Origin of the sequence: Kitasatospora sp. NPDC092948, from assembly GCF_044754805.1 — a bacterium.
GTDB lineage: Bacteria > Actinomycetota > Actinomycetes > Streptomycetales > Streptomycetaceae > Kitasatospora.
The window spans coordinates 37,970-62,984 of the sequence record NZ_JBIVPU010000014.1; the positions used below are offsets into that span (position 1 = coordinate 37,970).

The 25,015-nt window shown below is 71.2% G+C and carries 19 protein-coding genes and 1 tRNA gene; 11 read left to right on the forward strand and 9 right to left on the reverse strand.

Going from position 1 to position 25,015, the window contains the following annotated elements; genetic code table 11:
- Positions 1-44: 44 nt before the first annotated feature.
- The gene (locus tag ACIQF6_RS30020) at positions 45-533 is read right to left on the reverse strand and encodes an SseB family protein (protein ID WP_043915454.1); all 489 of its coding nucleotides are present in this window, start codon (positions 531-533) and stop codon (positions 45-47) included.
- 212 nt (positions 534-745) lie between these two features.
- On the opposite strand from ACIQF6_RS30020, the gene ACIQF6_RS30025 reads away from it, so the two are divergent.
- Positions 746-2,575 (forward strand): acyl-CoA dehydrogenase, encoded by a 1,830-nt coding sequence (locus tag ACIQF6_RS30025; RefSeq protein ID WP_400900572.1) that lies wholly within the window; start codon positions 746-748, stop codon positions 2,573-2,575.
- A 215-nt stretch (positions 2,576-2,790) separates the two neighbouring features.
- Positions 2,791-4,092 (forward strand): M18 family aminopeptidase, encoded by a 1,302-nt coding sequence (locus ACIQF6_RS30030; RefSeq protein ID WP_400900574.1) that lies wholly within the window; start codon positions 2,791-2,793, stop codon positions 4,090-4,092.
- Between the two features lie 42 nt (positions 4,093-4,134).
- On the opposite strand, the gene ACIQF6_RS30035 is transcribed toward ACIQF6_RS30030, so the two are convergent.
- Together ACIQF6_RS30035 and ACIQF6_RS30040 are read right to left on the reverse strand one after the other, a co-directional pair.
- Positions 4,135-5,949, reverse strand: coding sequence for an NHL domain-containing thioredoxin family protein (locus ACIQF6_RS30035; RefSeq protein WP_400900576.1), 1,815 nt, complete (start codon positions 5,947-5,949; stop codon positions 4,135-4,137).
- 843 nt (positions 5,950-6,792) lie between these two features.
- The gene (locus ACIQF6_RS30040) at positions 6,793-7,446 is read right to left on the reverse strand and encodes a phosphotransferase (protein WP_400900578.1); all 654 of its coding nucleotides are present in this window, start codon (positions 7,444-7,446) and stop codon (positions 6,793-6,795) included.
- Positions 7,447-7,575: 129 nt separating this feature from the next.
- On the opposite strand from ACIQF6_RS30040, the gene ACIQF6_RS30045 reads away from it, so the two are divergent.
- Together ACIQF6_RS30045 and ACIQF6_RS30050 are read left to right on the forward strand one after the other, a co-directional pair.
- Positions 7,576-8,364: an aminoglycoside 3'-phosphotransferase gene (locus tag ACIQF6_RS30045; RefSeq protein WP_400900580.1), complete on the forward strand. Its 789-nt coding sequence runs from the start codon at positions 7,576-7,578 to the stop codon at positions 8,362-8,364.
- A gap of 64 nt (positions 8,365-8,428) precedes the next feature.
- On the forward strand, positions 8,429-8,923 hold the full coding sequence (locus tag ACIQF6_RS30050) for an LURP-one-related/scramblase family protein (protein ID WP_400900582.1): 495 nt from the start codon (positions 8,429-8,431) through the stop codon (positions 8,921-8,923).
- A 134-nt stretch (positions 8,924-9,057) separates the two neighbouring features.
- Here ACIQF6_RS30050 and ACIQF6_RS30055 read toward each other — a convergent pair whose 3' ends face one another.
- Positions 9,058-9,651, reverse strand: a complete 594-nt coding sequence (locus tag ACIQF6_RS30055) for a GNAT family N-acetyltransferase (RefSeq protein ID WP_400900584.1) — start codon at positions 9,649-9,651, stop codon at positions 9,058-9,060.
- Between the two features lie 123 nt (positions 9,652-9,774).
- Positions 9,775-11,058, reverse strand: coding sequence for an adenylosuccinate synthase (locus tag ACIQF6_RS30060; RefSeq protein ID WP_400900586.1), 1,284 nt, complete (start codon positions 11,056-11,058; stop codon positions 9,775-9,777).
- 126 nt (positions 11,059-11,184) lie between these two features.
- On the opposite strand from ACIQF6_RS30060, the gene ACIQF6_RS30065 reads away from it, so the two are divergent.
- The 3 genes from ACIQF6_RS30065 to purM all read left to right on the forward strand — a co-directional run bounded on the left by ACIQF6_RS30065 (position 11,185) and on the right by purM (position 14,923).
- On the forward strand, positions 11,185-11,997 hold the full coding sequence (locus ACIQF6_RS30065; protein WP_400900588.1) for a diacylglycerol kinase: 813 nt from the start codon (positions 11,185-11,187) through the stop codon (positions 11,995-11,997).
- A gap of 173 nt (positions 11,998-12,170) precedes the next feature.
- Positions 12,171-13,754: an amidophosphoribosyltransferase gene (gene purF, locus ACIQF6_RS30070; RefSeq protein ID WP_400900590.1), complete on the forward strand. Its 1,584-nt coding sequence runs from the start codon at positions 12,171-12,173 to the stop codon at positions 13,752-13,754.
- Between the two features lie 92 nt (positions 13,755-13,846).
- On the forward strand, positions 13,847-14,923 hold the full coding sequence (gene purM, locus ACIQF6_RS30075) for a phosphoribosylformylglycinamidine cyclo-ligase (RefSeq protein WP_400900594.1): 1,077 nt from the start codon (positions 13,847-13,849) through the stop codon (positions 14,921-14,923).
- Positions 14,924-15,098: 175 nt separating this feature from the next.
- Here purM and ACIQF6_RS30080 read toward each other — a convergent pair whose 3' ends face one another.
- Positions 15,099-15,338 (reverse strand): DUF3073 domain-containing protein, encoded by a 240-nt coding sequence (locus tag ACIQF6_RS30080; RefSeq protein ID WP_033217334.1) that lies wholly within the window; start codon positions 15,336-15,338, stop codon positions 15,099-15,101.
- A gap of 370 nt (positions 15,339-15,708) precedes the next feature.
- Complete coding sequence (locus ACIQF6_RS30085; protein WP_400900596.1) at positions 15,709-16,851, reverse strand: Glu/Leu/Phe/Val dehydrogenase dimerization domain-containing protein; 1,143 nt, start codon at positions 16,849-16,851, stop codon at positions 15,709-15,711.
- Positions 16,852-17,021: 170 nt separating this feature from the next.
- Between ACIQF6_RS30085 and ACIQF6_RS30090 the strand changes: the two genes are divergently transcribed.
- Both ACIQF6_RS30090 and bldC read left to right on the forward strand, forming a co-directional pair.
- Positions 17,022-17,924, forward strand: coding sequence for a hypothetical protein (locus ACIQF6_RS30090; protein ID WP_400900598.1), 903 nt, complete (start codon positions 17,022-17,024; stop codon positions 17,922-17,924).
- A 497-nt stretch (positions 17,925-18,421) separates the two neighbouring features.
- The gene (bldC, locus tag ACIQF6_RS30095; RefSeq protein WP_030459248.1) at positions 18,422-18,628 is read left to right on the forward strand and encodes a developmental transcriptional regulator BldC; all 207 of its coding nucleotides are present in this window, start codon (positions 18,422-18,424) and stop codon (positions 18,626-18,628) included.
- 340 nt (positions 18,629-18,968) lie between these two features.
- On the opposite strand, the gene ACIQF6_RS30100 is transcribed toward bldC, so the two are convergent.
- Positions 18,969-19,042 (reverse strand) — tRNA-Asp (locus ACIQF6_RS30100).
- Positions 19,043-19,136: 94 nt separating this feature from the next.
- A complete protein-coding gene (gene hrpA / locus ACIQF6_RS30105) occupies positions 19,137-23,099 on the reverse strand; it encodes an ATP-dependent RNA helicase HrpA (protein WP_400900600.1) in 3,963 nt (1,320 codons plus the stop codon).
- 199 nt (positions 23,100-23,298) lie between these two features.
- Between hrpA and ACIQF6_RS30110 the strand changes: the two genes are divergently transcribed.
- Positions 23,299-23,664 (forward strand): hypothetical protein, encoded by a 366-nt coding sequence (locus ACIQF6_RS30110; RefSeq protein WP_400900602.1) that lies wholly within the window; start codon positions 23,299-23,301, stop codon positions 23,662-23,664.
- A 67-nt stretch (positions 23,665-23,731) separates the two neighbouring features.
- A complete protein-coding gene (locus ACIQF6_RS30115; protein WP_400900604.1) occupies positions 23,732-24,922 on the forward strand; it encodes a hypothetical protein in 1,191 nt (396 codons plus the stop codon).
- The last annotated feature ends 93 nt before the right edge of the window (positions 24,923-25,015 follow it).

The window sequence follows — 25,015 nt, forward strand, 5'->3', positions numbered from 1 at the left end:
CTATGTGGACGTATTCCAGCCCGGGAAGGGGCGGGAAGGGGTGGTCAGCCGTACATCCGGCGCATGGTGAAGTCCACCATCTGCTCGACCGCGCGGGCGTCGAACACCATCCGGTGCTCGCCCTCCATGTCCAGGGCGAAGCCGTAGCCGGTGGGCAGCAGGTCGAGCACCTCGGCGCCGGTCACCGAAAAGTGCTTGGAGTCCTTGCCGGCGTACCGCTTCAGCTCCTTGAGCGAGCTGAACATCGGGATCACCGGCGTCGGGGTGTTGTGCAGCGCCAGGAAGCCGGGGCGGTCGCCGCGCGGGCAGTAGACCTTCGAGGTGATGAAGATGGCCTGGAAGTCCTCCACCGGCATCGCCCCCGTGGTGAAGGCGCGCACCGCGTCCGCCAGCGAGGGCGGCGAGGGCTCGGGGTAGAGCGACTGCTGGGCGGCCTGCGGGTCGCCGTACCCGGCGCCGGGCATGCCGGACATCCCCTGCTGCATCTGCTGCTGATAGGGGTCCTGGTAGGCGCTCTGCTCGTAGCCGTACACGGGGAGGAGCCTATCGGGCCGGGCCCCGCTTGGGGGCGGGTGATCCGCACAATCCGGCGGCGGGCCGCATTGTGGGACGTGACCACGTTCATAGGTGCTTCACGCCGGAGGGGTTGAACAAGTTACCGCTGGGTAGCATCATGGGGCGTACTGGTGGGTAAGCGGTGCGCCGTAAGCGGCTCGCCCGTGGAAGACGAACCGGAGATACGGTCATGGGTCACTACAAGTCCAACCTGCGGGACGTGGAGTTCAACCTCTTCGAGGTGTTCGGCCGCGACCAGGTGTACGGCACCGGTCCGTTCGCCGACATGGACGTCGACACCGCGAAGAACATCCTCAGCGAGATCTCCCGGCTGGCCGAGAACGACCTGGCCGCCTCCTTCACCGACACCGACCGCAACCCGCCGGTGTTCGACCCGGAGACCAACACCGCTCCGATCCCCGAGACCTTCAAGAAGAGCTACCAGACCTTCATGGACGCCGAGTGGTGGCGCCTGGGCATCCCGGAGGGCATCGGCGGCCAGGTCACCCCGAACTCCCTGGTCTGGGCGTACGCGGAGCAGGTCCTCGGCGCCAACCCGGCGATCTGGATGTACTCCTCCGGCCCGGCCTTCGCCGGCGTCGTCTACGACGAGGGCACCGAGGAGCAGCAGAAGGTCGCCCAGCGCATGGTCGAGGGCCTGTGGGGCGCCACCATGGTGCTGACCGAGCCCGACGCGGGCTCCGACGTGGGCGCCGGCCGCACCAAGGCGATCAAGCAGGAGGACGGCTCCTGGCACATCGAGGGCGTCAAGCGCTTCATCACCTCGGGCGAGCACGACATGTCCGAGAACATCATCCACCTGGTGCTGGCCCGCCCCGAGGGCGGCAAGCCGGGCACCAAGGGCCTGGGCCTGTACATCGTGCCGAAGTACGACTTCGACTGGGAGACCGGCGAGCTCGGCGAGCGCAACGGCGCCTACGCCACCAACGTCGAGCACAAGATGGGCCTCAAGGCGTCCAACACCTGCGAGATGACCTTCGGCGCCAAGCACCCCGCCAAGGGCTGGCTGCTCGGCGAGACCGTCGACGGCATCCGCCAGATGTTCAAGATCATCGAGTTCGCCCGGATGATGGTCGGCACGAAGGCCATCGCCACCCTGTCCACCGGCTACCTGAACGCGCTGGAGTACGCCAAGGAGCGCGTGCAGGGCGCCGACATCTCGCAGTTCATGGACAAGACCGCGCCGCGCGTCACCATCACCCACCACCCGGACGTGCGCCGCTCGCTGCTGACCCAGAAGGCGTACGCCGAGGGCATGCGCGCCCTGGTCCTCTTCACCGCCTCGGTGCAGGACGACATGCTGGCCGCCCGCCTGCGCGGCGAGCACGACGCCGCCGCCGAGCGCCTGAACGACCTGCTGCTGCCGATCGTCAAGGGCTACGGCTCGGAGAAGTCCTACGAGCAGCTCGCCCAGTCGCTGCAGACCTTCGGCGGCTCCGGCTACCTGCAGGAGTACCCGATCGAGCAGTACATCCGGGACGCCAAGATCGACACCCTGTACGAGGGCACCACCGCCATCCAGGGCCAGGACTTCTTCTTCCGCAAGATCGTCAAGGACGGCGGCCAGGCGCTGACCGCGGTCAACGAGCAGATCACCAAGTTCCTCGCCGCGAACGAGGGCGGCGCCGACCTGGCCCCCGAGCGCGACCTGCTCGCCAAGGCCGCCGGCGACCTGGAGGCCATCGTCGGCAAGCTGATCGCCGACCTGACGGCCGTCGAGCAGGACGTCAAGAACATGTACAAGGTGGGCCAGAACACCACCCGCCTGCTGATGGTCTCCGGCGACGTCGTGGTCGGCTGGCTGCTGCTGCGGCAGGCCGCGGTCGCGCTGGCCAAGCTGGAGGCCGGCGCCTCCGAGAAGGACGTCCCCTTCTACCAGGGCAAGATCGCCGCGGCGAAGCACTTCGCCCGCACCGTGCTGCCCACCACCGCCGCGCAGCGCCAGATCGCCGAAGCCGTCGACAACGAGCTGATGGACCTGGCCGAAGAGGCGTTCTGACCGACCGCCGGCAGGGCGTTCCCATGACCGCCTGACCCACCCTCACCCCGCGGGGCCCGGTACACCACCGGGCCCCGCGGCGTTCGTGTCGCGTCCCGCTCACTGTTGTGTCACCATTGCGGACTTCACACGGTCCTGTCCGTGTACGGGCATATGCTCAAGGGGCGGGCCTCGCAACCCCCATCAGGCCCGGACGCCCTCAACCCAGGAGCAACATGTCGACCGCCGCCCGCACGGCCCACTTCGACCGGAAGCACACGGACGACCTGATCGCCTTCCTCGCCGCCTCGCCCTCCCCGTACCACGCGGTGCAGAGCGCGGTGGAGCGGCTGGAGCGGGTCGGCTTCCGCGAGGTCCGCGAGACGGACGCCTGGGACGGCGGCAGCGGCGGCCGCTACCTGGTGCGCGGCGGCGCCCTGATGGCCTGGTACGTCCCCGAGGGCGCCGGCCCCGCCACCCCCTACCGGGTGGTCGGCACCCACACCGACTCGCCGAACCTGCGGGTCAAGCCCATCCCGGACACCGGCTCGGCCGGCTGGCGGCAGATCGCCGTCGAGATCTACGGCGGCGTCCCGCTCAACACCTGGCTCGACCGCGACCTCGGCCTCTCCGGCCGGCTCGTGCTGCGCGACGGCACCACCCGCCTGGTCCACCTGGACGAGCCGCTGCTGCGCGTCCCGCAGCTCGCCATCCACCTCGACCGCGGCGTCAACGACGGCCTCAAGCTCGACCGCCAGCGCCACCTGACGCCGATCTGGGGACTCGGCGACACCACCGAGGGCGCCCTGCTGGCGTACGTCGCCGAGAAGGCCGGCCTCGCCGCCGACGACATCGTCGGCTGGGACCTGATGGCCCACGACGTCCAGCCGCCCTCCTACCTCGGCCGCGACCGCGAACTGCTGGCCGGCCCGCGCCTGGACAACCAGCTGTCCGTGCACGCCGCCACCGCCGCGCTGGCCGCCGTCGCCGAGGCCGGCGGCGACCTGCCCTGCATCCCGGTGCTCGCCGCGTTCGACCACGAGGAGACCGGCAGCGAGTCCGACACCGGCGCGCAGAGCCCGCTGCTCGGCAACGTGCTGGAGCGCTCCTGCTACGCCCGCGGCGGCACCGCCGAGGACCGCGCCCGCGCGCTGGCCGGCACCATCTGCCTGTCCTCCGACATGGGGCACGCCGTCCACCCCAACTACAGCGAGCGCCACGAGCCGGGCCACCACCCGCTGCCCAACGGCGGCCCGATCCTCAAGGTCAACGTCAACAACCGGTACGCCACCGACGGCATCGGCCGGGCCGTGTTCGCCGACGCCTGCGAGAAGGCCGGCGTCCCGTGGCAGAGCTTCGTCTCCAACAACGCGATGCCCTGCGGCACCACCATCGGCCCGATCACGGCCGCCCGCCTCGGCATCACCACCGTCGACTGCGGCATCGCGGCGCTGTCCATGCACTCCGCCCGCGAGCTCTGCGGCGCCGAGGACCCGCACTACCTGGCCGGCGCCATCAAGGCGTTCCTGGAGGGCTGAGCGCGGTCGGGGTGCGGGCCGCGCCCGCACCCCGACGGGGCGTCACTCCATTCCGGCGAGCACCAGCGGCAGCCGCGTCGCGCCGCCCGGCACCACCTTCACCGGCACGCCCCAGTCCTGCTGGTGGACGTGGCAGGCCGGGTACTCGATCGCCGGGTCGTCGTCGCAGGACGCGGCCATCGCAGAGACGTGCAGCACGCCCTCCGTCACGCCGTCCGCGAGCACCAGCTCGCGGGAGAGCGCGCTGTCCGCGCCCGCGCCGGACGCCAGCAGCCCGGGCGGGGTGGAGCTGACCAGCAGCCGGGTCGACGGGCCGTAGCGCTCGTCCAGCTTCTGGCCGGCGGGCGCGGAGAACACCACGTCCAGCCGGAGCGTGCCCGGCGCGACCTCGGTCGCGGCGCGCCGGGTGCGGTGCGCGACGGCCTCCACCCGGACGGCCTCCTCGGGCAGCCGCAGCCGGGTCAGCCGGTGCCGGGCCGACTCCACCACCACGATGTCGCCGTCCACCACCACCGCGCCGGACGGCTCGCGCAGGTCGGTGGCCAGCGTCGAGACCTCGCCGCTCGCCGGGTCGTAGCGGCGCAGCGCGTGGTTGTACGTGTCGCTGACCGCGACCGAGCCGTCCGGGAGCACCGTGACGCCCAACGGGTGCTGGAGCAGGGCCTGTTCGGCCGCCCCGTCGCGGTGCCCGAAGTCGAACAGGCCGGTGCCGACGGCGGTGTGCACCCGGTGCGTGCCGCGGGCGATCCAGCGCAGCGCCGAGGTCTCCGAGTCGGCCACCCACAGCCGCTCGCCGTCCGCGGCGACCGCCAGACCGGACGGCTGGGCGAACCACGCCTGCTCGGCGGGGCCGTCCACCAGGCCCTCGTTGGTGGTGCCGGCCGCGACCGCGACCGTCCCCGCCACCGGGTCGAAGGACCACAGCTGGTGCACGCCCGCCATCGCGATCCACACCTTGCCGTCGAAGAACGCGACGTCCCACGGCGAGGACAGGTCGACGGCGGTGGCCGCCCCGGAGGTCGGCGAGCCCTGCCACCACTGCCGGCCGGTGCCGGCCAGGGTGGTCACCGTGCCGTCGGCCAGCCGCACGCCGCGCAGCGCGTGGTTGACGGTGTCCGCCACCACCACGTCGAAGTCCAGCCCGTCGGGAGCCAGCGCCAGGCCCTGCGGTTCGCTGAACCGCGGCTCGGCGCCGTCCACCAGCCCGCGGATCCCGTCACCGATCCGCCGCACCACCGTCTCGCCGTCCTCGGCGAGCTCCACCAGCGCGTGGTGGCCGGAGTCCGCGACCAGGTAGTGCCCGTCCGGCAGCCGCACCGCCTTCCCCGGGAACCGCAGGTCGCCCGCCTCCGGCTCGGGCGCCACGTACGGCCCGTCGCCGCGCCGCAGCGTCCCCTTCGCCTCGTGCTCCGCCTCCAGCTCCTCGACCAGCTTCGCGATCGCGTGCGCATGCCCCTCACCGGCGTGCTGCGCGACCACGTACCCCTCCGGGTCGATCACCACCAGCGTCGGCCAGGCCCGCACCGCGTACTGCTTCCAGGTCGCCAGCTCGGGATCGTCCAGCACCGGGTGGTGGACCTCGTACCGGGCCACCGCGTCGACCACCGCCGTGTGGTCGGCCTCGTGCACGAACTTCGGCGAGTGCACCCCGACGATCACCACGGTGTCGCGGTGCCGCTCCTCCAACTCCCGCAGCTCGTCGAGGACATGGAGGCAGTTGATGCAGCAGAAGGTCCAGAAGTCGGCGATCACGATCTTGCCGCGGAAGTCCGCGAGCGTCAGATCCTTGCCGCCGGTGTTCAGCCATCCGCCCTTGCCGACCAGTTCAGGGGCCCGGACACGCGCACGAGAGGTCATACAGCCATCCAACCCCATGGCCGGGGCGGGTGATTCCGGGCGAATCCCGCGAAGTGGCGGGAGATCCCGTACGACGGCCGGAACACGGGCGAGAAGACGAAGTCGAGCATCGGCATCGACGAGGAGCCCGGGGCGGGACTGCGCGCTGTCGCGGAACGGCGGCAGGAGCAGACCTCTACGGTGGTCAGCCGTGCCCCGGTGGACTTCTCCGCCGACGAGGAACGCCGAGCGGACGGCCTGGCCGCCATGCACGAGTACCGGTACGAGCACGGGGCCTTCACCGCCGATGAGCGCCGGGTCGCTTCGGAACGGGTCGACGCGCTCACGGGACGGGTCGCCCGGGCGCGGCTGCGAAGTCCTGACGCTGACGGAGGAGCGGGCCAAGGCGGCGGCCGAGCTGTGCCACCGTGCCGGAAGCCGGGACACTGTGGACGCGAGCGTCGTCCTGGCGTCGATCGAACTGCTCGACGCGCCGATTCTCACCGACGACCCGGTGGACATCGGGCGGCTCGTCGAGACCTCGGGGCACACCCGCGTCAAGGTGGCCCTGTACCGCGCCGTGCGCCGCGCCCCGCGGGCGTACCGCGTGGGCAGCGACCTGGCCGTACTGCACGAGCTCGCCGAGGGCCGGCCGGGCCCGGCCGTCGACGAGGCGCGCGCCGCCGCGAAGGCCGGCAGCGCGCCGCTGCGCCGCACCATGGCGTACGCGACGCCGGCCCTGGCCTTCCACCGCGCCGGCCGGGCCGCGGAGGCCCGGGCCGCGCTCGACGAGGCCCGCAGGCACGGCCCGGCGACCGCCCGGCTGGAGTTCCTCACCGGGCTGCTCGGGGAGCCGGTCGCCCGTCAGCGCGGAGCGCAGGCGCGGATCAGGGCGAGGGCGTCGTCGAGGCGGGCGACCTCCTCGGCGGACAGGGTCGGGTTGGCGGCGCGGCGGGCGTGGGCCTGGGCGAGGTGGCGGTCGGTGAGGGGCGGCAGGCCGCGCAGCAGCGGGGCCAGGACGGCGTGGGCCGCGTCGGGCCGGTCGTGGAGGGCCTGGGCGAGGATGACGGCGCTCATCGCGTTGTCGAGGCCGGGCTCGCCCTCGGCGGCGGTGGACCAGTCGATGACCACCGGTCCGTGCGCGGTGAGCAGCACGTTGTCGGGGTGCAGGTCGAGGTGGAGCATCCGGTCGCCGGCCCGGGCGGCGGCCCGCGGCGGGATCTCGTGCAGCCGGCGCAGCAGCTCGGCGAGCAGTTCGCCGGCCGCGGCGGGGCTGATCGTCCCGGCGAGCAGCGAGTCCAGCATGGTGGGGCCGCCCAGCCGCTCCATGATCAGGTCCTCGGGCCGTTCGGCGGCCCACACCGCGGGCACCGGGTAGCCGTGCTCGGCGAGGTGCGTCATCACCTCGGCCTCGCCGTCGGCGCTCAGCCCGTCCCGGTAGCGGCGCAGCACCCGCCCGTCCTTCAGTGCCCAGACGTCCGCGGTGCGGCCGGTCCCGATCAGTTCGCCGATCTCCATGCGAGCAGAAGCTAGCGCCCCGGACCGGTCGGTGGGGAGGGGCTGCGGCGGATCGTTGTGCGTCCGCGAGGTCGGCCCGGGACGGAAAACCGCAGGAGGGTTCGCCGGACGGTGCGCGAGACTGGTCCGATGAGCGCCATCGCCTCCGAGGAGAACGTCGTCGTCCCGCCCGCGATCGCCGAACTGGCCGGCGGCGTCCCGCCGACGCCGGTGTGGCGCAACGAGCTCGGCGGGGTGACGTTCCGTCTGGGCGACGGCCCGGACCGCCGGTTCGTGAAGTGGGCGCCCGCCGGCAGCGGGGCCGATCTCGACGCGGAGGCCGAACGCCTGTGCTGGGCAGGGGAGTTCACCGCCGTGCCCGAGGTGCTCGGGCTCGGCGGCGACGAGACGGGGCGCTGGCTGCTCACGGCGGGCCTGCCCGGCCGCTCCGCCGTCGACCCGGAGCCGCGAAAGACCCCGGCGCGCACCGTCCGCGCCATCGGCGAGGGCCTGCGCGCCTTCCACGAGGCGCTGCCGGCCGCCGACTGCCCGTACGACTGGTCCGCCCCCGGCCGGATCGCCCGCGCCGTCGCCCTGCGCCGCGACCCGGCCGACTGGCACCCGGACCTGCGCCACCACGGCACCGTGGACCGGGCGTTGGCGATCCTCGCCGACCCGCCGCCGGTGGACGTCGCGGTGGTCTGCCACGGCGACGCCTGCGCCCCCAACACCCTGATCGGCGACGACGGCCGCCCCAGCGGCCACGTCGACCTCGGCACGCTCGGGGTGGCCGACCGCTGGGCCGACCTCGCGGTGGCGAGCTGGAGCACGGTGTGGAACTACGGCCCGGGCTGGGAGCGTCCCCTGCTGGAGGCCTACGGCGTCACCCCGGACGACGAACGTCTCGCGTACTACCGCCTGTTGTGGGACCTGACGTAACGCCGGCTGGCAGCATGTCGAGGGCCGCCCGACGGCGGGCCGGCACGTGACGAGGGAGCGTTTCATGAGTGGTCGGAAGTTCGTGGTCAAGGAGCGCCTGTTCGCGATCGGCGACGACTACTGGGTCGAGGACGAGCACGGCGAGAAGTGCTTCCTGGTGGACGGCAAGGTGCTGCGGATCCGCGACACCTTCGTGCTGCAGGACACCGCCGGCCACAAGGTCGCCACCGTCCGGGAGAAGGTGCTGACCGTCCGCGACGCGATGAAGATCGAGAACGCCGACGGGCACGCGGTCGCCACCGTCCGCAAGAAGCTGTTCACCCCGTTCCACGACAAGTACCACGTGGAGCTGGAGGACGGCGGCGAGTGGGAGGTGCACGGCGACCTGATCGACAAGGAGTACACCGTCAAGCACGACGGGCACCGGATCGGCGAGGTCTCCCGCAAGTGGTTCAGCATCCGTGACGCGTACGGCGTGCACATCGAGGACGGCGTCGACATCCCGCTGATGATCGCCGTGGCGGTCTGCCTGGACCGGCTGGTCGAGCACAACGACTGAAGGGCGCCCCGCGCCGCCGCCAGCCCCGTGCGCTGTGCTGTGCCGTCCCCCGGCACGGGGCCGGCCGGCGGACGGCCCGGCGGGCCGGGCGAACCGCCGGCCGGCGAGGAGCCGCACCGGCCGCTGACGCCCGGTCAGCCCGCGGCCAGCCGCCCGGCCAGCCGGGCCTTCGCGGCGGGCCACTCGTCGGCCAGCATCGAGAAGAACACGGTGTCCCGCCAACTGCCGTCCACGCGCTGCTTGTTGCGCCGGAAGGTGCCCTCGTAGGAGGCTCCGAGCCGCCGGATCGCGTTCTGCGAGCGCTCGTTGCGGATGTCGGTGCGCCAGCTGACCCGGCCCATGCCGAGGTCCTCGAAGGCGTGCGTGAGCAGCAGCAGCTTCGCCTCGGTGTTCACCGCCGTCCGCCACGCGGAGCGCGCGTACCAGGTGCCGCCGATCTCCACCTGCTCCTCGGCCGCGCCGGCCTCGAAGTAGCAGCTCACCCCGATCGCCCGGCCGTCGGCGAGCGAGATCACCGCGTACGGCTCGCAGTGCGGGTCCGCCAGCCGGGCGTCGATCACCTGTGCCATCTCCTCCAGGGTGCGCGGCATCGGCACGGGCACCCAGCGCCACACCTCCTCGTCCCCGCCGCCGGCGGCGAACAGGTCGGGCACGTGGGCACGGGTCAGCGGCTCCAGCCGGATGTGGCGGCCGGTCAGGACAACGGGGGCGGGCAGCTTCGCAGTCATGATCCACACCGTAGGCGCAGCTTTGCACTAGGCGCAAGTGATATCTGTATTAGTGCAAAACTCTCGGCCCATGCAGAAGGCCCGGCACCCCCGTGACAGGGGTGCCGGGCCCGAAGCCCCGTCCTACAGGAAGGAGTTGATCTGGATGGTCTCGGTCCGGCCCGGACCGACGCCGATCGCCGAGATCGGCGCGCCCGACATCTCCTCCAGCGCCTTCACGTACGCCTGCGCGTTCTTCGGCAGGTCACCGAAGGTCTTCGCCTTCGAGATGTCCTCGCTCCAGCCCGGCAGGTTCTCGTAGATCGGCTTCGCGTGGTGGAAGTCGGTCTGGTTGTACGGGAGTTCCTCGACCCGGCGGCCGTCGATCTCGTACGCCACGCAGACCGGGATCTGCTCCCAGCCGGTCAGCACGTCCAGCTTGGTCAGGAAGAAGTCGGTCAGGCCGTTGACCCGGGTCGCGTAGCGGGCGACGACCGCGTCGAACCAGCCGCAGCGCCGGTCGCGGCCGGTGGTCACACCGCGCTCGCCGCCGATCCGCCGCAGCGCCTCGCCGTCCGCGTCCAGCAGCTCGGTCGGGAACGGGCCCGAGCCGACGCGGGTGGTGTAGGCCTTCAGGATGCCGATCACCCGGTCGATCTTGGTGGGACCGATGCCGGAGCCGGTGCAGGCGCCGCCCGAGGTCGGGTTCGACGAGGTGACGAACGGGTACGTGCCGTGGTCCACGTCCAGCAGGGTGCCCTGGCCGCCCTCCAGCAGCACGACCTTGCCGGCCTTCAGCGCCTCGTCCAGGACCAGCGTGGTGTCCGCCAGGTACGGCTTGATCTTGTCGGCGTAGCCCAGGTACTCCTCGAGCACCAGGTCGGCCGGGATCGCGCGGCGGTTGTAGAGCTTGACCAGGAGCTGGTTCTTGTCGTGCAGCGCCGCCTCGATCTTCTGGCGCAGGATCGACTCGTCGAACAGGTCCTGGACCCGGATGCCCACGCGGTTGATCTTGTCGGCGTAGGCCGGGCCGATGCCGCGGCCGGTGGTGCCGATCCGGCGCTTGCCGAGGAAGCGCTCGGTGACCTTGTCCAGCGTCCGGTGGTACGGGGTGATCAGGTGGGCGTTGCCCGAGATCAGCAGCTTGGAGGTGTCGATGTCGCGGTCGTTCAGACCCTGCAGCTCGGAGAGCAGCACACCCGGGTCGATCACCACGCCGTTGCCGATCACCGGCACCACGTTCGGGCTGAGGATGCCGGAAGGCAGCAGGTGGAGGGCGTACTTCTGGTCGCCGATGACCACCGTGTGACCGGCGTTGTTGCCGCCCTGGTAGCGGACGACGTAGTCGACGGAGCCTCCGAGCAGGTCGGTGGCCTTCCCCTTGCCCTCGTCTCCCCACTGGGCACCAACGAGCACGAGTGCCGGCACAGGCGTACACCCCTTCCGGTTGGGGCATCCTGCGAAGACCGCAGTCTGCCCCGAGATGGACGAAGCCCCTGGCGCAATGGCGCAAGGGGCTCTTGCACCGAGAGATTACCTGAGGAAGGACCGGTCGTGTCGTCGCTGTCCACGCCCGTATCCCGCCCCCCGGACGCCGAGGGGGCCGGGCCGCTCCTGGTGGTGCTGGACCCGTCGGCCAGGCAGGCGGACGGCGAATCGGTGCGGATCGCCAAGGATGTGCTGCGCGGCGGGGCCGACGTGAAGGTCACCCTTCCGGAGAGCCCGTCCGAGCTGGACCGGGTGCTCGCGCACCGGGGTCGCAGGCGCGCCGTGGTGATCGGCTCCGACCAGGCGCTGCAGCGGGTGTTGCAGGCCCTGCACCGGCATCGGGAGCTGGACGCCGACCCGGTCGGCCTGGTCCCGGTCGGGGGTCCGGTGGCCACCGCGACCGCCCGGTTGCTGGGGGTGCCGGCCGAGCCGGTCGCGGCCGCCCGGACGGTGCTGGCGGGCAGCGCCCGGCGGCTCGGACTGCTGCTCGACGACGGCGGCGGAGTGGTGCTCTCCGAGGTCCGTTTCACCGGCCCGAGGCAGGGCCGAACGGGTGGCTGGCGTTCGCTATGGGCGAAACTGGCTGCGGCCGAGCAGGCGAGCCCCTCCGGATCCGAGGAACTGCGCATCGAGGTCGACGGCCGGCTGCTGGCCGACGTCCACCAGCGGGTCCGCCACCTGCGGGTCGCCATGGTCGGCGACGCCATGGAACTCGCCCTCGACCTGGACGGCAGCCCGCACCGCCTGCGGGCCGGCCGGCTCACCGTGGCCGGTCGCGGCTTCGGCTACGAGGCCGACGGCTGCCCGGTCGGCCCGGTCCGCAACCGCACCTGGACGGTCCGTCCGGACTCCTGGCGGCTGCTGCTGCCCGCCGGGTGAGCAGGCTCACAGCGCCGGGCCGTCCGGGCCGCCCGTCCGCCGTGCGAAGGCCTGATGACAAGGGCGTGAAGCCGGTCGCGGGCGGGCCGAAAAACTGGTAAGGGGTGGGGTCTACGCGCGTACCGCGAGGCTGCCATCAGGGCGTTCCCCCCATCTGCCCTAGACTCGGAGACGTGCCACGTGGTGACGGACGACTCAACCACGATCTTCTTCCCGGCGAGAAAGGCCCCCAGGACGCTTGCGGCGTCTTCGGTGTCTGGGCTCCCGGCGAGGAGGTCGCAAAGCTCACGTACTTCGGCCTCTATGCCCTGCAGCACCGCGGACAGGAATCCGCGGGCATCGCAGTGAGCAACGGCTCCCAGATTCTCGTCTTCAAGGACATGGGACTCGTGTCCCAGGTCTTCGACGAGACCTCCCTGGGGTCGCTGCACGGGCATATCGCCGTCGGACATGCCCGCTACTCGACCACCGGGTCCTCGGTCTGGGAGAACGCCCAGCCGACCTTCCGGGCGACCGCCAACGGTTCGCTGGCCCTCGGCCACAACGGAAACCTGGTCAACACCGCCGAACTCGCGGCGAGGGTCGCCGAACTGCCCGGCGAGGAGCACGTCTCCCGCTCCGGGCGGACCGCCGCGACCAACGACACCGACCTGCTGACCGCCCTGCTGGCGGGCCACCCCGAACTGACCGTCGAAGAGGCGGCGCAGAAGGTGCTGCCCGACGTCAAGGGCGCCTTCTCGCTGGTCTTCATGGACGAGCACACGCTCTACGCCGCCCGCGACCCGCAGGGCATCCGCCCGCTGGTGCTGGGCCGGATCGAGCGCGGCTGGGTGGTCGCCTCCGAGACCTCCGCCCTCGACATCGTCGGCGCCAGCTTCATTCGCGAGGTGGAGCCCGGCGAGCTGATCGCCATCGACGAGAACGGCATGCGCTCCTCGCGCTTCGCCGAGGCCAAGCCCAAGGGCTGCGTCTTCGAGTACGTGTACCTGGCCCGCCCGGACACCTCGATCGCCGGCCGCAACGTGCACCTCTCCCGGGTGGAGATGGGCCGCAAGCTGGCCGCCGAGGCCCCGGCCGACGCCGACCTGGTGATAGCGACTCCCGAGTCCGGCACGCCCGCCGCGATCGGCTACGCCGAGGCCAGCGGGATCCCGTTCGGCTCCGGCCTGGTGAAGAACGCCTACGTCGGCCGTACCTTCATCCAGCCCAACCAGACCATCCGCCAGCTGGGCATCCGGCTGAAGCTCAACCCGCTCAAGGAAGTCATCCGGGGCAAGCGCCTGGTGGTCGTGGACGACTCGATCGTCCGCGGCAACACCCAGCGCGCGCTGGTCCGGATGCTCCGCGAGGCCGGTGCGGCCGAGGTCCACATCCGGATCTCCTCGCCGCCGGTGAAGTGGCCGTGCTTCTTCGGCATCGACTTCGCCACCCGCGCCGAGCTGATCGCCAACGGCCTGTCGGTCGACGAGATCGGCCGCTCGCTGGGCGCCGACTCGCTGGCCTACATCTCCATCGACGGGATGATCGAGGCCACCAAGCAGCCCAAGGACAAGCTCTGCCGGGCCTGCTTCGACGGCGAGTACCCGATGGAGCTGCCGGACCCGGCACTGCTCGGCAAGCTGCTGCTGGAGGCGGAGATCGCCGGCGGCCAGGCCAAGCAGCAGCCGCCGGTCCGCGGCAAGCAGACCAGCGACCTCGACGGCGTGCAGTCGCTGCTGGGTGGCGCGGGCGCGGCGGACGCGCTGCGACGCCCCTGACGGCGCGCACCGCCCCCGGCACGGGCCGGGGGCACCCCATCCCGGCCCAGGCCGGGGGAGGCAGCACCACCACTTCGAAAGGGCCACACCAGGTGACCAGCAACGAGACCGGGGCGACCTACGCCGCCGCGGGTGTCGACATCGAGGCCGGCGACCGTGCCGTCGAGCTGATGAAGCAGTGGGTGAAGAAGACCAACCGTCCCGAGGTTCTGGGCGGTCTGGGCGGCTTCGCCGGACTGTTCGACGCCTCCGCCTTCAAGCGCTACGAGCGCCCGTTGCTGGCCTCCGCCACCGACGGCGTGGGCACCAAGGTGGCCATCGCCCAGGCCATGGACAAGCACGACACCATCGGCCACGACCTGGTCGGCATGGTCGTCGACGACCTGGTGGTGTGCGGCGCCGAGCCGCTGTTCATGACCGACTACATCTGCGTCGGCAAGGTCGTCCCGGAGCGGGTCGCGGCCATCGTCAAGGGCATCGCCGAGGGCTGCACGCTGGCCGGCTGCGCGCTGATCGGCGGCGAGACCGCCGAGCACCCGGGCCTGCTGGGCCCGGACGAGTACGACGTGGCGGGCGCCGGCACCGGCGTGGTCGAGGCCGACGCGCTGCTCGGCGCGGACCGGGTCCGGGCCGGCGACGTGGTGATCGCGATGGCCGCGTCCGGTCTGCACTCCAACGGCTACTCGCTGGTCCGGCACGTGCTGCTGAACCAGGCCGGCTGGAAGCTCGACCGCAAGGTCGAGGAGTTCGGCCGCACCCTCGGCGAGGAGCTGCTGGAGCCGACCCGGATCTACTCCCTGGACTGCCTGGCGCTCACCCGCGCCACCGAGATCCACGCCTTCTCGCACGTCACCGGCGGCGGCCTGGCCGCCAACCTGGCCCGGGTGATCCCGGACCACCTGCACGCCCGCCTGGACCGCGGCACCTGGACCCCGCTGCCGGTGTTCCAGACCGTCGCCAAGGTCGGCGCGATGCAGACCCTGGAGATCGAGAAGACCCTCAACATGGGCGTCGGCATGGTCGCCGTCGTCCCGCCGGAGTCGGTCGACGTGGTGCTGTCGGTGCTGGAGGACCGCGGCGTCGAGGCGTGGCTGCTCGGCGACGTGGTCGACCGTGACGCCGAGCACGACGGCGGCGCGGCGCTGTACAACGCCTACGAGGCGTTCTGATCCGGACACGCTGAAGGGCCCCGCCACCGGCGGGGCCTTTCTCGTACGGCCGTCCGTCCCGGGCGGGCCGCGATCAGGTCCCGTAGGGCCGTCCGCCCGGGCGAGTCGCGATCAGGTACGCCGAAAACCGGCCCGGCGCCCACAGGGAGCGCCGGACCGGTCCGGTCGAAGAACGTTACGCGCGGCGACGAGCCGGAGGGGTGTCCTCGTCGTCGTCATCGTCGTCGTTGTACCTGTCCGCGTACGCCGCGTAGGGGTCGTCCTCGTCGTCGTCCTCGATCGGCTCAGGCTCGATCGCGGTCGACGGAGATACACCCAGCTCGTGAGACAGACGGTTAGCGTCGAACCCGCCGCTGTTGTACTTCAGCTCGCGGGCGACCTTCGTCTGCTTGGCCTTGGCCCGGCCGCGCCCCATGGGTCGACCCCCTCAACGGTGGGGCTCACGGCCCCGAGTCTGACACGTGTTGATGATCAGGTCCGGCCTGCCCGAAGTGGGAAACCGTCCCTTGGAGCATTAACGGTACCTGTTTCCGCCGCCGGACGGTACGTCGCCGGTGTGACGTGGCGCGCACCCAAGCCCCCTCGAACCAGGTCTTCCCAGGTCAGAGGGGAATTTCGGGGCTTTTGCAGGCTGTCCGGCGCGATGCCGGTCCCGTCGTTCCTGCAGAGATTATCCCCCGAAGGAGGCGCGGTATCGCCCGTTCGGGGGACTGACTGAGAATCCGGTTCCACATCGTGATGCGCGGGGCCGGGCGGCGCCGGCCCCGCGCATCACGATGTCGCGGTCAGCTCCGGCGGGCGGCCGGCAGCAGGACCGAGCGCAGCGCGCTGATCTCCCGCATCCGCTTCTCGGCGAGCCGGTCGGCGGCGACCGCCGGCGGGATGCCGTCGGCGGCGGCCCGGGTGAAGATCTCCAGCGTGGTGTCGAAGATCTTCGTCGCCTTGTTCTTCGCCCGGTCGAAGTTGAAGCCGTCGATCTCGTCGGCGACCTGGATCACGCCACCGGAGTTCACCAGGTAGTCGGGCGCGTACAGGATGCCGCGGTCGGCCAGGTCCTTCTCCACGCCCGGGTGGGCGAGCTGGTTGTTGGCCGCGCCGCAGACGATCGAGGTGCCGGCCGCGCCGAGCGCCCCCACCGTGTCGTCGGTGAGCGCGCCGCCGAGCGCGCACGGGGCGTACACGTCCAGGTCGGAGGCGAGCAGGGCGGCGGTGTCGGCCACCACCTCGACCTCCGGATGGGCGGCCCGGACCCGGTTCACGGCGGCCTCGGAGACATCGGTGACGACCACGGTGGCGCCGTCCGCGACCAGGTGGCCGACCAGGTAGTGGCCGACCTTGCCGACACCCGCCACACCGACCCGCTTGCCGCGCAGGGTGGGCTGGCCCCAGCGGGCCTGGGCGGAGGCGCGCATGCCCTGGAAGACGCCGAAGGAGGTGAGGACGGAGGAGTCGCCGGCGCCGCCGTGCTCGGGCGAGCGGCCGGTGACGAACTCGGTCTCCCGGGCGATCACGTCCATGTCCTGCACGTAGGTGCCCACGTCGCAGGCGGTGATGTAACGGCCGCGCAGGGACTGCACGAAGCGCCCGTAGGCGCGCAGCATCGCCTCGTTCTTGTCCTTGTTCGGGTCGCCGATGATCACGGCCTTGCCGCCGCCGAGGTCGAGCCCGGCGAGGGCGTTCTTGTAGCTCATTCCGCGGGAGAGGTTCAGCGCGTCGGTCAGCGCCTCCTCCTCGCTCGCGTACGGGAAGAACCGGGTGCCGCCGAGGGCCGGGCCGAGGGCCGTCGAGTGGACGGCGATGATCGCCTTGAGGCCGGTGGAACGGTCGTGGCAGAGCACGACCTGCTCGTGCCCGTCGCCCTCCTGGCCGGTGCCGAAGACTCGGCCCAGCACGCCGTGTGCGGGGTGCGTGGTGTGTACGTCGGTCACGGTGGTGACTCCAGCAATGATGGCCCGCGACGGTGGTGCGGGCGTCTGGTCGAAGCCTAGCTCCGGGGCTGCCTTCGAATCTGCCCCTGGGCGGGCCCCGAGCTATAACGATCGAAGCCGTCTCCGCGACACCCTGACGCGTCCCTGAGGCGCATGCGAACATGCGGAGCGTGACTGCCCCGCGTACCTCCGTGCTCCCGCCGTACACCGCGCAGTTGCGGGTCTACGAGCCGCTGGCCGCCTACCCCGAACCGGACCGGGGCCGCTGGCAGGCCTACGCCGCCGCACACGGCCCCGACGCCGACGGGCCGGGCCGGCCGGTGACCGGTGCCGCGCTGGCCGAACAGCGCGCCGCCCTGGCCTCGCTGGCGGCCCTGACGCCCCGTCCGCTGCCCGACCAGGAGGACGGGCACGCCTACGTGCGGGTCGCGGACGGCGTCACCTACATCTGCCCCTGGACGACCCGGCTGAGGGGCTGGCTGGCCCTGCAGGAGCTGCGCCGGACGCTTCCCGCGCACCTGGTGGACACCGTGCTGCCGCCGGCCCTGCGGGCCGCTGCCGAGGACTCCCGGACGCAGTGGCAGCAGGACCACCCCGACGCCCGGCCGTGGATCCGCTCCAGCCGCTGGGAGGTGCCGCTGGCTTGGTTCCCCGCGTTCGGCGAGGAGGACCGCCACCACCTGCCGGCCGGCGAGTACGGCTCCGCCGGGGACGGTGAACGGCCGGAACCCGCCGCGCTGTTCTATCTGACGCCGATGGTGCAGGCCCGCCGCCGGATCGCCCGGGCCTACCGGGTGCTGCGCGAGAGGGCGGCGGGGGTGGCCCTCGCCGACGGCGTGGAGGAGATCGGGCGCTGGCTGGAGGAGTTCCATCCGCGGTCCGTGGTGGAGCTCGACTACGGGGGCCTGGTGCACCTGCTCGGCCCGCAGGCGGTGGCCGAGGAGCGCTCGGTGGGCGAACTCGCGGACGGCCTGGCCGCCCTGCGGGCCGGCGATCAGGCGGGGGCGCTGCGCCACTACGAGGCCCTGTCGGCGCGCTGGCGGCGAGTGCTGGCGCTGCGGTACTCCTCCTGAGCTTGATCGGTGCCGGGACGGGGGAGGCTCAGGGGGACTGAAGAGGTGTCAGAAAATGCCCCCTGGTCGAATGCCAGTGCGGCAGGAGAGGATGGTCCATACCATTGGGAGGGTTTTTGGGACCATGGTCCCAGATCGGGTCAATAGCTGAGAAACGTGACACTACTCACCGTTGACGCCAACTCAGACCTATGTGTCAAAATGGGACAACCAGCCCAAGCTCACTCAGGCGTGCCGCACCGTGACCGGACGTCACCGGTGCGTGACTGTCCGCTATGGGGTGGTCCATGGCCATCCGTCGCCCTTGAACCCGTGAGGGGTCAATTTTGGCGGTTTGGCCGATAGGGCTGGACGGATGGTGTAGTTGTAGACACCAGGACAAGCCGTTCGTCCTATAACCGACTCGGCCCGTCTGTGCCATTTCGGGCATCGCGGGTCAAGGTGCAGAATTTGAAGGATAGAACCGCCCTGGTTCGGTTCTCCCGAGGAGGCCGCTCATGACCGCTCGTACCCCTGACGCCGAGCCCCTGCTGACACCGGCAGAGGTCGCCACCATGTTCCGCGTGGACCCCAAGACGGTGACCCGCTGGGCCAAGGCCGGCAAGCTCACGTCCATTCGGACCCTCGGCGGCCACCGCCGTTACCGCGAGGCGGAGGTGCGCGCCCTGCTGGCCGGTATTCCGGCCCAGCGCACCGAGGTCTGACATCCAGTTCTTCCGCCGGGCCCACTCCCCGACTCCGCCGGGTCGGGAATGTGCTCGTAGGTCCTGAGGGCCGCCTCTCCGACTCCGCCGGGTCGGGGGTGCGGCCCTTCGGCATGTCCGGCCCCGGAATGCGGGATTCCCGTGGGGTGAGTGGTGGAGGGGGGAATTCCTGGGAATGCCAGTACAATTTTACATATTAAATCAGGGGCCTTTGCGGAGATGCCCCGGAAGTCGTCTTCTGAGGGGGCGTCAGTGACGGTGCTCACAGCGTCGTCGCCTTGCCCGCGCCCGGGAAATGCGATAGGGCCCGGAACTCGAAGTTCCGGGCCCTACGCTCCTGCGATCCCGACGGGACTTGAACCCGCGACCTCCACCTTGACAGGGTGGCGAGCTAACCAACTGCTCCACGGGACCAGTGATCTGATCCTTGCCCGCTTGCTCTCGCTTGCGAACAAGACAGATCGTACTGCATGACGACCCCCCAGGTCGAACCGGCTCCCGGCCGGCCTCAGAGGGTCGCCGCAGCAGCCTCCATCGCCTTCAGGATGCGCTTCTCCGACACCGGCGTCGGCGTGCCCAGGCCCTGCGCGAAGAAGCTCACCCGGAGCTCCTCGATCATCCAGCGCACCGCCTTGATCTCCGCCGACGGCTCCCGGCCGTCCGGCACCCTCGCCAGCAGCTCGCCGTACGCCTGCTGCACCGCCTGCACCTTCAGCAGGTTCTGCAGATCGCGCTGCGGATGGTCGGGCAGCGCCTCCAGGCGGCGGTCCACCGCGATCAGGTAGCGCTTCAGGTCGCCCAGGCGCTGCCAGCCGGTGTCGGCGACGAAGCCCGGGTGCACCAGCGACGCCAGGTGCAGCCGGACGTCGTTCACCGCGGACAGCAGCACCGGGCTGGAGACCGACTTCAACCGGTTCGACGCCTTGTGGAAGGCGATCAGCGCCGCCGCGGTCTTCAGCGTGGTGTCCGCGGACAGCTCGTACAGGTCGGCGCGGACCTGGTCGTACAGCGCCGTGAACGCCTCCAAGTCCCAGACCACGCCGCCCGCGCGGGCCATCAGCCGGTCGGTGGCCGCCGCCACGATGTCCTCGAACAGCGCCGGGATCGAGCCGTGCGGGTTGTACGACAGCGCCAGCTTCGCCTGGTTGCCCAGCCGGCCCTGGATCGACTTGGCGGGCGAGTTGATCTGCAGCATGAGCAGCCGGCGGGTGCCCGCCCACATCGCGCGCTGCTGGGCCTCGGGGGTGTCGAACAGCTTGATGCCGACACTGGCGCCCTCGTCCACCAGCGCCGGGTAGGCGCGCAGCGAGTGGCCGCGGGTGCGCTGCTCGAAGGTGCGCTGCAGGGTCGGCAGGTCGGTGGGCCAGGCGGTCAGGCCGGTGCGTTCGATGCCGCGGCCGGACGCGGCGCTGGACAGCGTCGCGGACAGCTTCGGCCGCAGGCTCCGGCGCAGCTCCTCCAGGTCCTTGGACTCGGCGAGCTTCCGCTTGCCGTCCACCACCCGGAAGGTGACCTTCAGGTGGTCGGGGATCCGCTCCTCGTCCCAGGCCTCCGGCGGGATCGGCAGGCCCGACATCCGGTGCAGCACCCGCTCCAGGGTCGGCAGCAGGGGCTCCTGGCGGTCCGTCAGCTCGCGCATCGCGGCCCGGGCGTAGTCCGGGGCGGGCACGAAGTTGCGGCGGGTCGCCTTCGGCAGCGAACGGATCCAGGCCGTGACCAGCTCCTCGCGCAGGCCGGGGATCTGCCAGTCGAAGCCGTCCGCCACCACCTGGTTGAGCACCGCGAGCGGGATGTGCACCGTCACGCCGTCCGCGTCGCTGCCCGGCTCGAACTGGTAGGTGAGCGGGAAGCGCAGCTTGCCCTGGTGCCAGACGTCCGGGTAGTCGGCCTCGGTGACGCCGTCCGCCGAGTCGTTGATCAGCATCGACTTCTCGAAGTTGAGCAGGTCGGGCTGGTCGTGGCGGGTCTTCTTCCACCAGGCGTCGAAGTGCCGGGCGGAGACGATGTCCTCGGGCAGGCGGGCGTCGTAGAAGTCGAACAGGGTCTGGTCGTCGACCAGGATGTCCCGGCGGCGGGCGCGGTTCTCCAGCTCCTCGACCTCGTCGAGCAGCTTGCGGTTCTCCGCGAAGAACCGGTGGTGGGTCTCCCAGTCGCCCTCCACCAGGGCGGAGCGGATGAACAGTTCGCGGCACAGCTCGGGCTCGATGCGGCCGTAATTGATCTTGCGCTGGGCGACGATCGGCAGGCCGTACAGGGTGACCTTCTCGAAGGCCAGCACCGCGCCGGCCTTCTTCTCCCAGTGCGGCTCGCTGTAGCTGCGCTTGATCAGGTGCGGGGCGAGCGGCTCCACCCACTCCGGCTCGATCTTCGCGTTGATCCGGGCCCACAGCCGGGAGGTCTCCACCAGCTCGGCGGACATCACCCAGCGCGGCGGCTTCTTGAACAGCCCCGACCCCGGGAAGACCGCGAACCGGGCGCCGCGGGCGCCCGCGTACTCGCGCTTCTCCACGTCGAACAGGCCGAGGTGGGAGAGCAGGCCGGTGAGCAGCGCCTGGTGGATCCGGTCGGCGTCCGGCTCGGCATCGTCGTGCGGCTCGTCGATGGTGACGCCGAGTTGCTTGGCGATGGTGCGCAGCTGGACGTAGACGTCCTGCCACTCCCGTATCCGCAGGTAGTTGAGGAACTCGGACTTGCACATCCGGCGGAACGCGGACGAGGACAGCTCCTTCTGCTGCTCCCTGACGTAGCGCCACATCGCCAGGTAGGACAGGAAGTCGGAGGTCTCCGAGTGGAAGCGGCGGTGCCGTTCGTCGGCGGCCTGGCGCTTCTCGGCGGGGCGTTCGCGTGGGTCCTGGATGGACAGCGCGGAGGCGATCACCATCACGTCGCGGACGCAGCCGAGGCGGTCGGCCTCCAGCACCATGCGGGCCATCCGCGGGTCGACCGGGAGCTGGGCGAGCTTGCGGCCCAGCGGGGTCAGGCGCTTGCGGTGGTCCTTCTCGGCCGGGTCGATGGCGCCCAGCTCGTGCAGCAGGTTGACGCCGTCCTTGATGTTGCGGGAGTCCGGCGGGTCGAGGAACGGGAAGGCGGCGATGTCGCCGAGGCCCGCCGCGGTCATCTGCAGGATGACGGAGGCGAGGTTGGTGCGCAGGATCTCCGCGTCGGTGAACTCGGGGCGGGAGAGGAAGTCCTCCTCCGAGTACAGGCGGATGCAGATGCCGTCCGAGGTGCGGCCGCAGCGGCCCTTGCGCTGGTTGGCGCTGGCCTGGCTGATCGCCTCGATCGGCAGGCGCTGGACCTTGGTGCGGTGGCTGTAGCGGGAGATTCGGGCGGTGCCCGGGTCGATCACGTACTTGATGCCGGGGACGGTCAGCGAGGTCTCGGCGACGTTGGTGGCGAGCACCACCCGGCGCTGCGAGGAGCGTTGGAAGACCCGGTGCTGCTCGGCGGAGGAGAGCCGGGCGTAGAGCGGGAGGATCTCGGTGGACCTCAGCTTGAGCTTGGTCAGCGCGTCCGCGGTGTCGCGGATCTCGCGCTCGCCGGAGAGGAACACCAGGATGTCGCCCGGCCCCTCGGCCTGGAGCTCCTCGACGGCGTCGCAGATGCCCTGGATCTGGTCGCGGTCGCGGTCCAGCTCCTCCTCGTCGGCGTCGTCGTCGAGGATCGGCCGGTAGCGGACCTCGACCGGGTAGGTCCGGCCGGAGACCTCGATGATCGGGGCGTCGTCGAAGTGCTCGGCGAAGCGTTCGGGGTCGATGGTGGCCGAGGTGATGATCACCTTGAGGTCGGGGCGGCGGGGGAGCAGCTGTTTGAGGTAGCCGAGCAGGAAGTCGATGTTCAGGCTGCGCTCGTGCGCCTCGTCGATGATCAGGGTGTCGTACTGGCGCAGATCCCGGTCGGTCTGGATCTCGGCCAGCAGGATGCCGTCCGTCATCAGCTTCACCAGGGTGTCCTGGCCGGCCTGGTCGGTGAACCGGACCTTCCAGCCGACGGCCTCGCCGAGCGGGGTGTTCAGCTCCTCGGCGACGCGCTCGGCGACCGTTCGTGCGGCGATCCGGCGCGGCTGGGTGTGGCCGATCAGGCCCTGCACGCCGCGGCCCAGCTCCAGACAGATCTTCGGGATCTGGGTGGTCTTGCCGGAGCCGGTCTCGCCCGCCACGATCACCACCTGGTGGTCGCGGACGGCGGCCAGGATGTCGTCCTTCTTCTGCGCCACCGGCAGTTCCTGCGGGTAGCGGATTTCCGGAACCGCCGCCCGACGGTCGGTCACCCGCAGTTCGGAACGGTCGAAGTCGGCGGCCAGTTCGGCCAGGATCTTCTGCCGGGCCTCGGCCGAACGGACCTTGCGGGTGCCCTCCAGGCGGCGGCCCAGGCGCTGCGCGTCGCGCAGCATCAGACCGGGCAGCCGGGCGGCCAGCTCCGCGAGCGTGGGGGCGGGCTGCGGGGCTACGGGAGAACTCACTGCGGGCATCCCTCTAGGTTGCAAAATTTCGGGGCCGGGGCGCACCTCGGTTTTTCGAGCGCTTCCAGTGTCACAGGCGCGGCGGGCGGACCGCGAAACACCCGCCAGAACGCCCTGCGGGCATCGGCCGGTCCCCACCCGTTTCCCTCGAACGCGCGACTGACTAGCCTGGGGGGAACGCTTTTTACGGGGAACAGGGGGAGTTCTGATGGGTCTGCTGGACGGTTTGGGGCACCTTGCCAAGGACGCGGTCCACGTGGTCGGGGACGTGGTCGAGGTGGGCAAGGACCTCGTCATGGCGCCTGCCGAGATCGCGCACTGGGCGTTGAGCAAGATGTTCGGGGACGCCGACGCCGAGCTCAACAAGATCGCGCAGGAGCTGGCCCAGATGGCCAAGGAGGTCGAACAGCTCGGCGGGGACGTCAGCTCGCTGCTGTCGCACATGACCTGGCACGGCGCGGCGGCGGACGCGTTCACGGCGCACGCCCAGGGCCGGGTGCGGGAGCTGAACGGGGTCGCGGACGAGCTCAACCAGCTCGGTGACTCGGTGAAGCGCCTCGCGAGCGTGATGTGAGACGGGGCCGGACGGTGAAGATCGTTCCGGGCCCGGCCGCGGCCGCGGACCGAGGGGGCGTCCTTCGATGACGGGGAGCATGTTCGGCTTCCACCCGGAGGAGCTGCTGAAGATCCAGCGCGACTTCGAGCAGCTCAACCAGCGCATGGCGGCGATGACCCAGCAGGTCGGGAACATCCGGGCGACGGTCGCCAAGGCGGCCGCCACCGACGTGTTCTCCGGCGGGATCCTGGGGGTCCTCGGCGCCGGCGCGGTGCTGGCGGAGGTCCAGAAGGACGTCAACGACATCAGCCACCGGGCCGACGCGTTGATGAAGACCAAGGAGACGCTCACCAAGGAGCTGGCCCAGGACGCCGCGAAGATCAAGCAGCTCATCGCCAAGTACGCGGCGATCGAGAAGCAGATCGCCGACGACATGAACAAGCCCAGGGGCGAGGACAAGCCGCAGCCGCAGTCGCCGAACACCAAGATCGACAGTGTCGGCGACGGCGGCGGTTCGAGCGGCGGGGGCGGTGGCGGCGGTGGTGGGGGAGGCCACGAGCAGCCGAAGTCGCCGAACACCCAGACCGACGGCGGCGGCCACGGCGGCGGCTCGGGCGGCGGGGGCGGTGGCGGCGGGAGCCAGAAGCCGCAGCCGAAGTCGCCGAAGACCAGCACCGGTACCGACAGCACCGGGGGCGGGACCGGCACCGTGGCCGGCGGTCCGGGCGGCAAGCACGACGGGCCGAAGCTCAAGGACCGGTCGACCGGCGACTGGAACACCAAGATCATCAACGGCAGCGGCTGGGACTCCTGGTCCGACCACCGCCACAAGCGCAATGGCGAGGGCCTCGGCGTGAAGGCCAGGCCCAAGCTGGAGGGCCTGTCGCCGGAGCGCACAGCCATCGTGGAGCGCGCCCTGGAGCGCGCCGAGCACAAGCTCGGCTACAGCCAGGGCGCCGTCACCAACGGCTACCGGGTCGACTGCTCCGGCCTGGTGTCCTGCGCCTGGGGCCTGCCCGGCCCGGGCATGGTCTGCACCGAGCTGATGAAGAGCAACGTGTCGCACCACATCGGCAAGAACGACCTGCAGCCCGGGGACGCGATGATCTCCAACGGGCACACGGTGCTGTTCGGCGGCTGGGTGGACGCCGCCCACACCCGCTACATCGGCATCGAGGACAGCGGCGACGCGGGCATGGTCTCCCGGGAGATTCCGTACCCGTACTTCCACGGCGGTTCCGCGTACCAGCCGTACCGCCGCAACGGCGTCGACTGACACCCCGCTCACCTGGCCGGGCCCGGCCGGAGGTCGACCACCTCCGGCCGGGCCCGACCCATTTCTTGGGATGAACTTGAAATAGTCTTGGGG

Coding starts and splice junctions, on each gene's coding strand:
- ACIQF6_RS30025 (WP_400900572.1), top strand. CDS start 746: ATGGGTCACTACAAGTCCAACCTGCGGGACGTGGAGTTCAACCTCTTC.
- ACIQF6_RS30030 (WP_400900574.1), top strand. CDS start 2,791: ATGTCGACCGCCGCCCGCACGGCCCACTTCGACCGGAAGCACACGGAC.
- ACIQF6_RS30035 (WP_400900576.1), bottom strand. CDS start 5,949: ATGACCTCTCGTGCGCGTGTCCGGGCCCCTGAACTGGTCGGCAAGGGC.
- ACIQF6_RS30040 (WP_400900578.1), bottom strand. CDS start 7,446: ATGGAGATCGGCGAACTGATCGGGACCGGCCGCACCGCGGACGTCTGG.
- ACIQF6_RS30045 (WP_400900580.1), top strand. CDS start 7,576: ATGAGCGCCATCGCCTCCGAGGAGAACGTCGTCGTCCCGCCCGCGATC.
- ACIQF6_RS30050 (WP_400900582.1), top strand. CDS start 8,429: ATGAGTGGTCGGAAGTTCGTGGTCAAGGAGCGCCTGTTCGCGATCGGC.
- ACIQF6_RS30055 (WP_400900584.1), bottom strand. CDS start 9,651: ATGACTGCGAAGCTGCCCGCCCCCGTTGTCCTGACCGGCCGCCACATC.
- ACIQF6_RS30080 (WP_033217334.1), bottom strand. CDS start 15,338: ATGGGGCGCGGCCGGGCCAAGGCCAAGCAGACGAAGGTCGCCCGCGAG.
- bldC (WP_030459248.1), top strand. CDS start 18,422: ATGACCGCTCGTACCCCTGACGCCGAGCCCCTGCTGACACCGGCAGAG.
- hrpA (WP_400900600.1), bottom strand. CDS start 23,099: ATGCCCGCAGTGAGTTCTCCCGTAGCCCCGCAGCCCGCCCCCACGCTC.
- ACIQF6_RS30110 (WP_400900602.1), top strand. CDS start 23,299: ATGGGTCTGCTGGACGGTTTGGGGCACCTTGCCAAGGACGCGGTCCAC.
- ACIQF6_RS30115 (WP_400900604.1), top strand. CDS start 23,732: ATGACGGGGAGCATGTTCGGCTTCCACCCGGAGGAGCTGCTGAAGATC.